Annotated in this window: 12 protein-coding genes and 1 tRNA gene; 7 read left to right on the forward strand and 6 right to left on the reverse strand. The window is 61.0% G+C overall.

Annotation, left to right across the window (positions count from 1 at the left end; genetic code table 11):
- The first annotated feature begins 12 nt into the window (after positions 1 to 12).
- The gene (locus ACZ25R_RS23350) at positions 13 to 531 is read left to right on the forward strand and encodes a GNAT family N-acetyltransferase (protein WP_472462347.1); all 519 of its coding nucleotides are present in this window, start codon (positions 13 to 15) and stop codon (positions 529 to 531) included.
- On the opposite strand, the gene ACZ25R_RS23355 is transcribed toward ACZ25R_RS23350, so the two are convergent.
- Positions 532 to 1,425, reverse strand: a complete 894-nt coding sequence (locus ACZ25R_RS23355) for a DMT family transporter (RefSeq protein ID WP_223613642.1) — start codon at positions 1,423 to 1,425, stop codon at positions 532 to 534.
- 189 nt (positions 1,426 to 1,614) lie between these two features.
- Here ACZ25R_RS23355 and ACZ25R_RS23360 point away from each other — a divergent pair, with 189 nt between their 5' ends.
- Positions 1,615 to 2,907 carry an adenylosuccinate synthase gene (locus ACZ25R_RS23360; protein WP_223613641.1) on the forward strand — a complete coding sequence of 431 codons (1,293 nt, stop codon included), beginning with the start codon at positions 1,615 to 1,617 and terminating at the stop codon, positions 2,905 to 2,907.
- A gap of 54 nt (positions 2,908 to 2,961) precedes the next feature.
- Positions 2,962 to 4,650 carry a hypothetical protein gene (locus ACZ25R_RS23365; RefSeq protein WP_472462348.1) on the forward strand — a complete coding sequence of 563 codons (1,689 nt, stop codon included), beginning with the start codon at positions 2,962 to 2,964 and terminating at the stop codon, positions 4,648 to 4,650.
- A 56-nt stretch (positions 4,651 to 4,706) separates the two neighbouring features.
- On the opposite strand, the gene ACZ25R_RS23370 is transcribed toward ACZ25R_RS23365, so the two are convergent.
- Positions 4,707 to 5,201 carry a GNAT family N-acetyltransferase gene (locus ACZ25R_RS23370; protein WP_472462349.1) on the reverse strand — a complete coding sequence of 165 codons (495 nt, stop codon included), beginning with the start codon at positions 5,199 to 5,201 and terminating at the stop codon, positions 4,707 to 4,709.
- 100 nt (positions 5,202 to 5,301) lie between these two features.
- Here ACZ25R_RS23370 and ACZ25R_RS23375 point away from each other — a divergent pair, with 100 nt between their 5' ends.
- Positions 5,302 to 5,691 carry a VOC family protein gene (locus ACZ25R_RS23375; RefSeq protein ID WP_472462350.1) on the forward strand — a complete coding sequence of 130 codons (390 nt, stop codon included), beginning with the start codon at positions 5,302 to 5,304 and terminating at the stop codon, positions 5,689 to 5,691.
- A gap of 76 nt (positions 5,692 to 5,767) precedes the next feature.
- Here ACZ25R_RS23375 and rpoH read toward each other — a convergent pair whose 3' ends face one another.
- Both rpoH and ACZ25R_RS23385 read right to left on the reverse strand, forming a co-directional pair.
- Positions 5,768 to 6,679 (reverse strand): RNA polymerase sigma factor RpoH, encoded by a 912-nt coding sequence (gene rpoH / locus ACZ25R_RS23380; RefSeq protein ID WP_223613638.1) that lies wholly within the window; start codon positions 6,677 to 6,679, stop codon positions 5,768 to 5,770.
- 257 nt (positions 6,680 to 6,936) lie between these two features.
- Positions 6,937 to 7,995: an RluA family pseudouridine synthase gene (locus ACZ25R_RS23385; protein WP_472462351.1), complete on the reverse strand. Its 1,059-nt coding sequence runs from the start codon at positions 7,993 to 7,995 to the stop codon at positions 6,937 to 6,939.
- Between the two features lie 2 nt (positions 7,996 to 7,997).
- Here ACZ25R_RS23385 and ACZ25R_RS23390 point away from each other — a divergent pair, with 2 nt between their 5' ends.
- Positions 7,998 to 8,399 carry a fimbrial protein gene (locus ACZ25R_RS23390; RefSeq protein ID WP_319025543.1) on the forward strand — a complete coding sequence of 134 codons (402 nt, stop codon included), beginning with the start codon at positions 7,998 to 8,000 and terminating at the stop codon, positions 8,397 to 8,399.
- An 87-nt stretch (positions 8,400 to 8,486) separates the two neighbouring features.
- Positions 8,487 to 8,561: transfer RNA gene (locus ACZ25R_RS23395), tRNA-Glu, on the forward strand.
- A gap of 56 nt (positions 8,562 to 8,617) precedes the next feature.
- Here the strand turns inward: ACZ25R_RS23395 and ACZ25R_RS23400 are convergent.
- A complete protein-coding gene (locus ACZ25R_RS23400) occupies positions 8,618 to 9,805 on the reverse strand; it encodes an alpha-hydroxy acid oxidase (RefSeq protein ID WP_472462352.1) in 1,188 nt (395 codons plus the stop codon).
- 201 nt (positions 9,806 to 10,006) lie between these two features.
- On the opposite strand from ACZ25R_RS23400, the gene ACZ25R_RS23405 reads away from it, so the two are divergent.
- Positions 10,007 to 10,933, forward strand: coding sequence for a 2-hydroxyacid dehydrogenase (locus ACZ25R_RS23405; protein ID WP_223613635.1), 927 nt, complete (start codon positions 10,007 to 10,009; stop codon positions 10,931 to 10,933).
- Here ACZ25R_RS23405 and purU read toward each other — a convergent pair.
- Positions 10,930 to 11,784: a formyltetrahydrofolate deformylase gene (purU, locus tag ACZ25R_RS23410; RefSeq protein WP_403180675.1), complete on the reverse strand. Its 855-nt coding sequence runs from the start codon at positions 11,782 to 11,784 to the stop codon at positions 10,930 to 10,932. The two genes, ACZ25R_RS23405 and purU, sit on opposite strands and share 4 nt — an antisense overlap.
- Positions 11,785 to 11,913 lie beyond the last annotated feature (129 nt).

The following is an 11,913-nucleotide window of genomic DNA, read 5'->3' on the forward strand; positions in this document are numbered from 1 at the left end:
TAGGGATGGCGTATGTCGACATCCCAAACGCACACACTGAACTGGCGCCGGATGGAAGCGGGGGACCTCGCTTCCGTCATCGCCATGGCTGCCGTCATCCATACGGATTTTTTCGAGGATGATGCGATCTATCTGGAACGCATGCGTCTTTACGGCAAAGGCTGCTTTGTCCTCGAGGGGCAGGGCGGTGAACTTTTTGGCTATGCGATCACGCATCCGTGGCAGCTCTTTGCCACGCCGGCCCTGAACAGCCTGCTCGAGCGCCTGCCGGATCATCCGACGACCTATTATCTGCACGATATCGCGCTCCTGCCCGCCTCGCGCGGCAGCGGTGCGGCGGCGCGCATCGTGTCGATCCTTGCCGATCAGGCGCGTGCCGAGGGGCTGGAAACCATGTCGCTGGTCTCGGTCAACAATTCCGCCGGCTTCTGGCAGAAGCAGGGTTTCGCGGTGGTGCACCGGCCGGAACTCGATGCAAAACTCAAATCCTATTCGGATGATGCCTGTTTCATGCTGGGCAGGCTTGCCTGATCAGGCGGCGGCGTGCTTGCGCCCGCTGATTTCGGCAATGCCGATGCCGCCGAGAACCAGCACCAGGGCGACGGCGTGATAGAGGTGAAATGCCTCGCCCAGCAGGATCACGGCCAGCAACGTGCCGAAGATCGGCACCGCATTGATGAACAGGCCGGCGCGATTGGCGCCGATATATTCGACCCCCTTGATGAACAGCACCTGTGCGGCAAGCGACGGCAAAAGCGCGGTGTAAAGCACGACCATCGTGCCGGTGAAATCCGGTGCGACCAGCGCGCCGTCCAGCCATTCCCAAATCGTGAACGGGATGGCGGTGGCAAAGGCAAAGAACGTCATGACCGTCATCAGGCTCTGCCAGTGAATGGCCGGGCGAAGCCGCAATGCCACGGTATAGCCACTGTAGAACAGCACGGCGAGCAGCATCAGCGCATCGCCCTGGTTGACCTCGAGTTCCGCCAGCTTGAGGAAGCTGCCATGCCCGGCGGTCAGGGCCACGCCGACGAGCGACAGGCTGAAGCCGAAGATTTGGCCGGGGCGCACGGCCATGCCGAACAGCAGCAGGTTGGCAACGAAGATCACCATCGGCATGCCGGCCTGTTCGATGGTGACGTTGATGGCCGAGGTATAGTTCAAGGCGGTGTAGAGGGCCATGTTGAAGAAGGTGAAGCCGAACCCGCCCAGGGCGGCGAGTAGCGGCAGATGGGCGCGCAGCACTTTCCAGTCCCGCCTGACCTGGCTGCCGCTGATTGCGGCGACGACCGCGAAGGCGATAAGCCAGCGCAGCATGGTCAAAAGCATCGGTGATATGTGGCCGACCGCGAGCTTGCCCGCCACGGCATTGCCACCCCACAGCAGGGCGGTCACGAGCAGAAAGATGTATGCGGTGCGATTCATGGCGGGCTGCTTATACTTTGGCGGGAGAAGTGTTGCGGTGTGGCCAGAACAATAGGTTTATTCGTTTAATAATGGCAAATTGGCCACGCTTCAGCCGAAAGAATTGTCGCGCTTTTATGAACCAGCCTGTATAGAAGCACCGCATTTAGCAAAAAATGCATGACGAGGTTATGACTCGAGGAGTTTTGAATGGCAAATGTTGTGGTGATCGGCTCCCAGTGGGGTGACGAGGGCAAGGGCAAGATTGTCGATTGGCTTTCCGAACGGGCCGATATCATTGTCCGCTTTCAGGGCGGGCACAATGCCGGCCATACGCTGGTTGTCGATGGTGTCACCTACAAGCTGTCGCTGTTGCCATCGGGCGTGGTGCGCAAGGGCAAGCTCTCGATCATCGGCAACGGTGTTGTCTTCGATCCGCATGCATTCATCGCTGAAAAGAAAAAGCTCGAGGCGCAGGGCGTTGTCATCACGCCGGAAACGCTGAAGATCGCCGAGAACACGACACTGATCCTGTCGATCCATGGCGAGCTTGACCGCCGCCGCGAAGCCTCCAATTCCGGCACCAAAATCGGCACGACCGGCCGCGGCATCGGTCCGGCCTATGAAGACAAGGTCGGCCGCCGCGCCATTCACGTGCTTGATCTGGCTGACCCCGACACGCTTCCGGCGAAGATCGAACGGCTGCTGGCCCATCACAATCCGCTGCGCCGCGGTCTCGGCATCGAGGAAGTCGATGGTTCCAAGCTGCTGGCCGAACTGCTTGAGGCCGCGCCGCACATCATCCCGTTCATGGACCGCGTCTGGTATGTTCTCGACCAGAAGAAGCGGGCCGGCGAGCGCATCCTGTTCGAAGGCGCGCAGGGTACCCTGCTCGATATCGACCATGGCACCTATCCGTTCGTAACATCGTCGAACACCGTGGCCGGTCAGGCATCCGCCGGTTCCGGCATCGGACCCGGCTCGCTGCACTATGTTCTCGGCATCACCAAGGCCTATACGACCCGCGTCGGCGAAGGTCCGTTCCCGACCGAACAGCAGAATGAAGTTGGCGAATTCCTCGGCCAGCGCGGCCATGAATTCGGCGTCGTCACCGGACGCAAGCGCCGTTGCGGCTGGTTCGATGCGGTGCTGGTGCGCCAGGCCGTTGCCAACAACGGCATCAGCGGTATCGCGCTGACCAAGCTCGACGTGCTTGACGGTCTCGATGAGATCAAGGTCTGCACCAGCTATGAACTCGATGGCGAGGTCATCGATTACCTCCCGGCCAGCCAGGGCGCGCAGGCGCGCGTCAAGCCGATCTATGTGACGCTGGAAGGCTGGAAAGAGACAACGGCCGGGGCACGCAGCTGGAGCGAACTGCCGGCGCAGGCGGTGAAATATGCCCGCTATCTGGAAGAGCTGATCGGTGCGCCGATCGCGTTGCTTTCGACCAGCCCGGAACGGGACGACACAATACTTGTTACCGACCCGTTTCATGATTAGACTCACAAACGAGTTTCGATGTTAATCTCACAACAAAACCATAGGTTTGGGTGAATGGCTGATTTCGTTGCAGTATTGAGAAAGACAATTGACGGGCTCGCGGACCCAAAGCCCGAGCTCCGTCAACGTGTGTATGCAAAGGCTCGCGCAACGATTGAGCAAAAGCTTGCGACGCTGAATGCGCCGGAAGCTGTCGCCGTTCGCCAGAAACAGGCACTGGAAGATGCGATCACCGAAGTCGAGTCGGATTTCGCGCCTGCTCTCGACGATCTGACGCATGTCCCCGGCCCGGTTCCCGTTGCGGCTCCTGTTCCGCCACCACCGCCGCCGCTGCCGGTTGCCCCGGCACCGGTTGTGGCAAAGCCGGAGCCTGCTGCGGCGATGCCGCCAAAGCCGGCACCCGTCGCAACGCCTCCGGTCGTGCCCGCGCCATCCTTTACCAAGCCCATCGCCCAGTCCGACGCGCTTGAGGATTTCCTGACCACCCACACGCCGAGCGGCGCCAAGCCGATCGAGCACCGGGAGGACGGGTTCCACAACGAACGATCGGATGAGCGCCCCCTTGCCGGATCTTTTTCCGGCATGGCCGGCAAGCTGAAATCCGGTCGCGGACCGGAAGAGGAGCTTGACGACGAGCCGGAACTGAAACCGGAGGATCGCGGGCCCACGGACTATGGCGTTTACTCGCGCGGACCGCTGAAGCAGCCGAAACAGAAGCGTTCGCTGGTTCCCCTGGTCAGCCTTCTCGGCCTGCTCGTCCTCATTGGCGGCGGTGCCTATGCCGGCTGGACCTACAAGGACCAGATCGCTGCACGGGCCGCATCGGTCAAGACCTACCTTGCCAGCCTGACAGGCGGCGGCGACAAAGCTCCGGCGAAACCGGCCGAGACTGCCGGCAACCAGCCGGCAACACCGCCCGCAAAGACAGAACAGCCCGCGCAACCCGCGGCACAGCCTGCAACGCCAACGGCACCGGCGGGCGAAGCAAAGCCCGAAGCGAAATTGACGCAGCGGCTGTTGCCGGACGGACAGGAAATCAATCCGGGCCCGGCCAACGACACGCCGTCGCTGGGCGAGGGCACATCGGTTGCCGCGTCGACGCCGGATCAGCAGCCTGCAACACAGCCGCCAGCGCAGGGACAGCCGACGGCTCCGGCCGGACAGACAGCGCCCCCGCCAGCGGCGCTGCCGATCGGCCAGAAGGCATTTTTCTATGAGGAGCGCTCCGGACAGGATGCCGGCACGGCGGATGCGGGCGGTGTCGTCTGGTCCGTGGTGCAGGAATCGCCGGGCAACGATCTGCCGCCCGAACCGGCAATCCGCGCCGAGGTGACTATCCCGGACCGTGGCATCAAGCTGCGTATGGTCATCCGCCGCAACGGTGACAAGACGCTGCCGGCCAGCCATCTCGTCGAAATGATCTTCACGGTTCCCGAAGGGTTCCCCGGCGGGTCCATCGATGCGGTGTCGCGCATGACGCTGAAGGATACCGAACAGGCTCCCGGCAGTCCGCTCGTCGGCATCCCGGCCAAGATTGCCGACAACTTCTTCATCATTGCGATGAATGACGCGAAAACCGCGGTTGATACCAACATGGCTCTGCTGCGCCGGCAGTCGTGGATCGATATCCCGATTGCCTACAAGACGGGACGCCGTGCGCTGCTGACGCTGGAAAAAGGCTTGCCGGGCGAGAAGGCCTTTGACGACGTGCTGAAAGCATGGGCTGCCAAGGCGGGCGGCTAAGTCCGTCGCACCCCAACGACCGATGAAAAAGGCTCCGTGGAAAACGGAGCCTTTTTTCATCGCAATTGTTTTTCCATGGGTTGCCCGCCAACCTCGCGGGCTGGCTCCCCGCTTGTTCGCGGCGGGCGCCGGTAATAGACATCCCATTCGTCCTCGCCCGTCTGCGTAAAACCGTGGCGGGCATAAAAGCGTCCGGCGTCGCTTTGCTGGAGCACGCTCAGGCGGATCGGCAGGCCGGCGGCGTCGGCTTCGCCGAGCAGCCGCTGCAGAACCATGCTGCCCAGACCTTTTCCCTGCTGCTCGGGCGCGATGTAGAAATGCTCAAGCAGCAGATCTTCGTCTGCCGGTCCCATCGCCACGCATCCGGCCAGTTCCCCCTGGGGCCGCATGATGAGTCTTGTATAGTGCGGGCGGTATGAATTGCGAAAGCGGTCATAGGCGCGCCACTCGTCGAACCGCCCGATCCGTTCCAGGCTTTCACGCATGCAACGAAGGCGTAATTGCAGAAGCCGGTCGAAATCTTCTACGGTGGCGGGTTCTAAGGTAAACATGGAAAGCTGCCTGTGGTGAATCGTTTGCCTACAGGCTGGTTTTAGCGCAAGTCTTTGTCAATATTGTCATGGTCCGCAGGGGGATTTGGAGGAGACGGGGATGATCGGCTACACGATGATCGGAACGAATGACCTGGAAAAATCCCTGCGTTTCTATGATCCGCTCATGGCGGCAATGGATCTTGATCAATGCTGGCGCGATGAGCAGTCGGTTTCATGGGGCAAGCGCGCGGATGAGTCCGTTCCGCGATTCTTCGTCGGCTATCCTTTTGACGGCGGGGCTGCAACGGTGGGCAATGGCAGTATGACCGCCTTCCTGTTCGACAATGCGGGGATCATCGACCGGCTCCATGCGCTGGCGATGCAGAACGGCGGAAGCGACGAGGGCGCGCCGGGGCGAAGGCCGCATTACGGCGCGGGTTTTTACGGCGCTTATGCGCGCGATCCGGACGGCAACAAACTGGCTTTCGTCTGCTACAACGCCGGATGAGACGGGCGGCGCAGCGGCTGAAAATGCAAAAGGCCCCGGATATCCGAGGCCTCTTGTCTCATTCGCGATGCGCTAGTCAGCGCGCGTCGGAACCGGTCGAAACCAGCGCCTTCAATTGTTTGCTGGCTGCTGCTTTCACCGCATCCTGCACCTTCTCGAAAGCACGCACTTCGATCTGACGCACGCGCTCGCGGCTGATGCCGAACTCGGTCGACAGGTCCTCGAGCGTTACCGGATCGTCGGCCAGGCGGCGGGCCTGGAAAATGCGCCGTTCGCGGTCATTGAGCGATGACATCGCGCCGGAGAGCATTTCGCGACGGTTTTCGAGCTCATCCTGTTCGATCAGCATGTCCTCGGCGCTGTCGTGGTCGTCAACCAGCCAGTCCTGCCAGTCACCGCCGGCTTCGCCATCGGAAGAGCGGATCGGAGCATTGAGCGATGCGTCACCGGACAGCCGGCGGTTCATCGATACGACCTCGTCCTCGGACACGCTGAGACGGGTGGCTATTTCCTTGACCTGTTCAGGGTTGAGGTCGCCGTCGTCCAGCGCCTGAATCTTGCTCTTCACCTTGCGCAGGTTGAAGAACAGGCGCTTCTGGTTGGCTGTCGTGCCCATCTTGACCAGGCTCCACGAGCGCAGGACATATTCCTGGATCGAGGCCTTGATCCACCACATGGCATAGGTCGCCAAACGGAAGCCGCGTTCCGGCTCAAACCGCTTGACCGCCTGCATCAGGCCGACATTGCCTTCGGAAATGACCTCGCCGATTGGCAGGCCGTAGCCGCGATAACCCATGGCAATCTTGGCGACGAGCCGCAGATGGCTGGTCACGAGTCTATGGGCCGCTTTCGGATCGGCATGCTCCAGATACCGCTTGGCGAGCATGTACTCTTCCTGCGGTTCGAGCATGGGAAAACGGCGAATCTCTTCGAGATAACGGGTCAGTCCCCCGTCACCGGCAACAATACTTGGAAGATTTTGGGCCACTGAGCACCCCTCCTCATTGTGAGATGAACCCCCATTATCGGCGGGTTCGCAGCAACCGGCCGCCCGCATTGCGCGGCACGACCGGACCAGTGCTATCCATATATAGGTAGCATTTTGTCAAAAACACGATGCATTAAGAACCGAAACAATTTGTCACATAAACGTGAACAACAGAGTCAAGATTTCCGCCTGCGTTCTATAACGTACGGTATGAAATAAAGTTCCGCAAGTGTTTTCGATTTTTTCTGCGGGGATCCCTAAAGCGGAGTTGTCCGGAATACGGTCAGCAGTTCGGCCATATCCTCCGGCACATCCGCTTCGAAGCGCATGATCTCGCCGGTGGACGGGTGTTCGAACGCCAGCACCTGCGCATGCAGTGCCTGCCGTGAAAAGCCCTTGACCACGCTCTGCAGCGGTTCGGCCAGCTTGTTGGCCTTGGTCTTGTAGGCGCTGCCATATTCCACGTCGCCCACCAGGGGGTGGCCGATATGGGCCATGTGCACGCGGATCTGATGGGTCCGTCCGGTTTCGAGGCGGCATTCGATGAGCGAGGCGACCGCGGTCGAATCCTCTTTGGCACCGAAGCGTTCCTGCACGTCGAAATGCGTGACGGCATGGCGGGCATCGTCGCGTTCCTCATGTACGACCGCCTGCTTGGTGCGGTCGCGGTGCGAGCGGCCGAGCGGCGCGTCGATGGTGCCGGTCTTGCGGTCGGGCGTGCCCCAGACAAGCGCGAGATAGGCGCGTTCCAGATCGCCGGTGCGGCCGTGATCGGCAAACTGGGCGCTGAGGTGGCGGTGGGCAAGGTCGTTCTTGGCCACGACCATGACGCCGCTGGTTTCCTTATCGAGACGGTGCACGATGCCCGGACGTTTCACGCCGCCGACGCCGGACAGCGTATCGCCGCAATGGTGGATCAGCGCATTGACCAGCGTGCCGGTCCAGTTGCCGTTGCCGGGATGTACCACGAGACCGGCGGGCTTGTTGATGACGATCAGGTCGGCATCCTCGTAGAGAATGTCGAGCGCGATGTCTTCGCCCGCGGGCGTCGCATCTTCCGGTTCGGGAATTTCAACCGTGATGCTGATGCCTTCGCGCAGCTTGTGTTTCGTCTCGCGCATGACCTTGCCGTCGACGCTTACCTGCCCGTCGCCGATGAGCGCCTGGATGCGGTTGCGGGACAGATCCGGTGCCAGCTGCGCCGAGAGCCATGCGTCAAGTCGCTTGCCCGTTGCCTCGTTATCGGTAATTAGCTCTTTCAAAGACCGCGTCCCTTCGTTACAGAGGCTTGGTTTCGAAACCTCGGAGAATGCCATACATGGCCAATATCAATGCTGATACGGAAACGGAAGAGCAGCCGCTCGATCCAGCAATGGAACGGGTGCGCCGCAAGATGATCCGGCTTCTGGCTGTTTCCATCGGCATCATGGTGATTGGTCTTATGGCGGTGCTTGCGGCCATTGTCTACAAGATTAACCAGCCGGTGGGCGGCGCGGCCAAACCGGCAGCGGTCCGTTCCGAGGCGCCGGGGCAGCCGATCGGCGATGCGCTGGTGGGTGAAGCCATCACGCTTGATCCCGGCACGCGCGTGCTGTCCCACAATCTTTCCGGATCGATGCTGTCGCTGGAAACGCGGCTGGCAAACGGCACGCGGCAGATTCTCGTCTATGACGTGGCGACAAAACGCGTCGTGGCGCGCATTTCGGAAGCGGCCAATTAGATATTGCAGACCGCAGCAATGACCATTCTCTTGCAAATGGTCATTGCACTTTTCGATTTGCTTGATTATACCCGCGCAATCGACTGCGCGCCCATCGTCTAGCGGTCAGGACGGCGCCCTCTCACGGCGCAAACAGGGGTTCGATTCCCCTTGGGCGTACCACTCACCTGAATTGCGAAGAAGAATGTCTGGCCGGTTTGCACCGGCCATTGATCGTATCAGGCACGCTTTTTCCTGGGCGCGGCCGCGCGCGGCCTGGTTTCAAGGCCGCTCTTGTAAAGATTGTTGCGGTCAAGGTTCTTGACGTCGCGTTCGCCGCACAGCGCCATGGTGACGTCGAGCTCGTTGCGGATAATCTCCAGAGCTTGCGTGACGCCCTGCTTGCCGCCGGCACCCAGCCCGTAGAGGAAGGCGCGGCCGATGAAGGTGCCCTTGGCGCCGATGGCGAGCGCCTTCAGCACATCCTGACCGGAGCGGATGCCGCCATCGAACAGCACTTCGATCTTGTCGCCGACCGCGTCGACGATATCGGCGAGTGCTGAGATCGAGGAGGGAGCGCCATCCAGCTGGCGGCCGCCGTGATTCGACACGATAATGGCATCGGCGCCGGTCGAGACGGCCATGCGCGCATCCTCGACATCGAGAATGCCTTTGAGGATCAGCTTGCCGCCCCAGCGTTCCTTGATCCAGGCGACATCGTTCCAGGACAGGCGCGGGTCGAACTGTTCATCCGTCCATGTGCCGAGCGAAGAGAGATCGCCGACACCCTTGGCATGGCCGACGATATTGCGGAACGTGCGGCGCTCGGTCTTCAGCATGCCGAGGCACCATTGCGGGCGGGTGGCCATCTGCCAGATGTGCTTGGCGGTGAATTTCGGCGGGGCGGACAGTCCGTTGCGCACATCCTTGTGGCGCTGGCCGAGAATCTGCAGATCGAGCGTCAGCACCAGTGCGGAGCATTTGGCCGCCTTCGCGCGGTCGATCAGGTCTTTGACGAAGTCGCGGTCGCGCATGACATAGAGCTGGAACCAGAATGGCTTCTTCGTCACCGAGGCGACGTCCTCGATGGAACAGATGCTCATGGTCGACAGGGTGAACGGCACGCCGAATTCCTCGGCCGCCTGCGCCGCCAGCATTTCGCCGTCCGCATGCTGCATGCCGGTCAGGCCGGTCGGGGCGAGGGCAACCGGCATGGAGACCGTCTGGCCCGCCATGGTGCTTTCCAGTGTCCGGTCGCTCATATCGACGGCCACGCGCTGGCGCAGCTGGATCTTGCGGAAATCCTCCTCGTTGGCGCGGTAGGTGCTTTCCGTCCAGGCACCGGAATCCGCATAGTCGAAAAACATTTTCGGCACGCGGCGCTGGGCAATTCTCTTCAAATCGGCAATTTCAACGGTCTTGGGCATGGGTTCCGTCCGGAGGTTTCTGTTTTTGATTTTCGACAATAGCAAGGTTGGGAAGACAAGCACGAGAATTGTCAGAACGTGCCAAAAGTCATATACGATTAATTGCTTTACAGGTAAATTCTTATTGAGGGTTTGGCATAAGCCCGGCGATTTGGCTATGATCGCGCTCCTGGCTCGTTATTTTCCGAAGGATATCCATTCATGACAAAACAACCGGTTCTCGTGCTCGGCCCCCTCATGCCCTATCTGCTGGCGGAGCTGGAGAAAAGATATGCGGTGGAGAAACTCTACGCGGAAAAGGATGCGCTGAAATTCCTGCAGGAGAATGCCGGGCGTTTTCGCGCTGCGGTGACCAGCACGTTCACCGGCATCACCGCCGATATGATCGACCTGTTGCCTCAGGTGGAGATCATTTCGTCCTTCGGTGTCGGAACGGACTCGCTGGATGTCGCCTATGCCAATACCAGGGGAATCCGGGTCGCCAATACGCCCGATGTGCTGAATGAAGACACGGCCAACATGGCGCTGCTGCTGCTGCTCGCCGCGACGCGCGATCTGGTCAAGAACGATCGGTTTGTGCGCGAGGGGCGCTGGGCCAGGGGCGAAAGCGCACCGCTGGCGCTGGGTATCGAAGGCAAGCGCGTCGGTCTTGTCGGGCTCGGGCGTATCGGCAGCGTCATCGCCAAGAAGCTTCTGGCATTCGGATGCGACGTTGCCTACCACACCCGCAGCAGGAAGGCTGACGCGCCCTATGCCTATTACGACAATCTCGTCGAGCTCGCCCGCGACAGCGCCGCTCTCATCGCCATCCTGCCGGGCGGCGAGGCAACACGGGGCGTGATTTCCCGCGAGGTCCTGCAGGCGCTCGGTCCAGACGGAACATTCGTCAATGTGGCGCGCGGCACGGTGGTCGACGAGGCGGCGCTGGTGGAACTGCTGCAATCGGGCGAACTTGGCCGCGCCGGACTTGATGTGTTCGCCGATGAGCCGTCCGTGCCGGAAGCCCTGTTCAAGCTCGACAATGTCGTGCTGCAGCCGCATATGGGCAGCGCCACGCTGGAGACGCGCCGCGCCATGGCGGATCGCGTCGTCACCAATCTGGAACACTATTTTGCGGAAAAGCCCTAGCCGAACACCACGGTCTTGTGGCCATTGAGCATGACGCGGGATTCGAGGTGCTTCTTGACGGCACGGGCGAGCACCCGGCTCTCGATATCGCGGCCGGTGGCGACAAAGTCCTCGGCGCTCATGGCATGGCTGACCCGCTCGGTCTCCTGTTCGATGATCGGGCCCTCGTCGAGGTCGGGCGTGACATAATGCGCCGTCGCGCCGATCAGCTTCACCCCGCGCTCGAACGCCTGGTGATAGGGCTTTGCCCCCTTGAAGCTCGGCAGGAATGAATGGTGGATGTTGATCACCTTGCCGAACAGCCGTTTTGACAGGTTGTCCGACAGCACCTGCATGTAGCGGGCGAGGATGACGAGATCGGCGCCGGTGTCCTTGACGATCTTCAGCAGCGCCTCCTCCTGCGCCGTCTTGTTGTCCTTCGACACGGGCAGCACGTGGTAGGGGATGCCCTCATGCTCGGCAAAGCGGCGGCTGTCCTCGTGGTTGGAGACGATGGCGGCCACTTCCGCATCGAGCCAGCCGACCTTGATCTGGTAGAACAGGTGCAACAGCGCATGGTCGAACTTCGACACCATGATGACGATCTTCGGCTTCTTGGCCTGGTCGATCAGCGTGGTCTTCATGCCGAAGCGCTCGATGGCTGGCTTCAGCGCCCGCTCGACATCGTCCTTGGAGGTTTCTTCCGAGGCGGCAAAGGCGATGCGCATGAAGAAGCGGTTGGTCTGGCGGTCCCAGAACTGGTTGCTCTCGGCGATATTGGCATCCAGCGCCGCCAGCTCCGTCGTCACCGATGCCACGATCCCCGGCTTGTCTTCGCACGACAGGGTGAGGACATAGTTCTTGTTTGGCATGGGAAACTCCAGGGATACGGGCGACAATGGACGGCGATCATAGTGAGGGCGGAAGAAACGCGTCGACACAAATGCGAAGCGCTCAGTCCTTTTTCCGGCATTCGGGTGCCCGGTCAAATGATCTTTCGT

This window comes from Phyllobacterium sp. RCAM01083 (assembly GCF_055685835.1).

Bases quoted from the DNA above. Each gene is read 5' to 3' on its own strand.
- ACZ25R_RS23350 (WP_472462347.1), top strand. From the start codon at position 13: ATGTCGACATCCCAAACGCACACACTGAACTGGCGCCGGATGGAAGCG.
- ACZ25R_RS23355 (WP_223613642.1), bottom strand. From the start codon at position 1,425: ATGAATCGCACCGCATACATCTTTCTGCTCGTGACCGCCCTGCTGTGG.
- ACZ25R_RS23360 (WP_223613641.1), top strand. From the start codon at position 1,615: ATGGCAAATGTTGTGGTGATCGGCTCCCAGTGGGGTGACGAGGGCAAG.
- ACZ25R_RS23365 (WP_472462348.1), top strand. From the start codon at position 2,962: ATGGCTGATTTCGTTGCAGTATTGAGAAAGACAATTGACGGGCTCGCG.
- ACZ25R_RS23370 (WP_472462349.1), bottom strand. From the start codon at position 5,201: ATGTTTACCTTAGAACCCGCCACCGTAGAAGATTTCGACCGGCTTCTG.
- ACZ25R_RS23375 (WP_472462350.1), top strand. From the start codon at position 5,302: ATGATCGGCTACACGATGATCGGAACGAATGACCTGGAAAAATCCCTG.
- ACZ25R_RS23385 (WP_472462351.1), bottom strand. From the start codon at position 7,995: ATGGCATTCTCCGAGGTTTCGAAACCAAGCCTCTGTAACGAAGGGACG.
- ACZ25R_RS23390 (WP_319025543.1), top strand. From the start codon at position 7,998: ATGGCCAATATCAATGCTGATACGGAAACGGAAGAGCAGCCGCTCGAT.
- ACZ25R_RS23400 (WP_472462352.1), bottom strand. From the start codon at position 9,805: ATGCCCAAGACCGTTGAAATTGCCGATTTGAAGAGAATTGCCCAGCGC.
- ACZ25R_RS23405 (WP_223613635.1), top strand. From the start codon at position 10,007: ATGACAAAACAACCGGTTCTCGTGCTCGGCCCCCTCATGCCCTATCTG.
- purU (WP_403180675.1), bottom strand. From the start codon at position 11,784: ATGCCAAACAAGAACTATGTCCTCACCCTGTCGTGCGAAGACAAGCCG.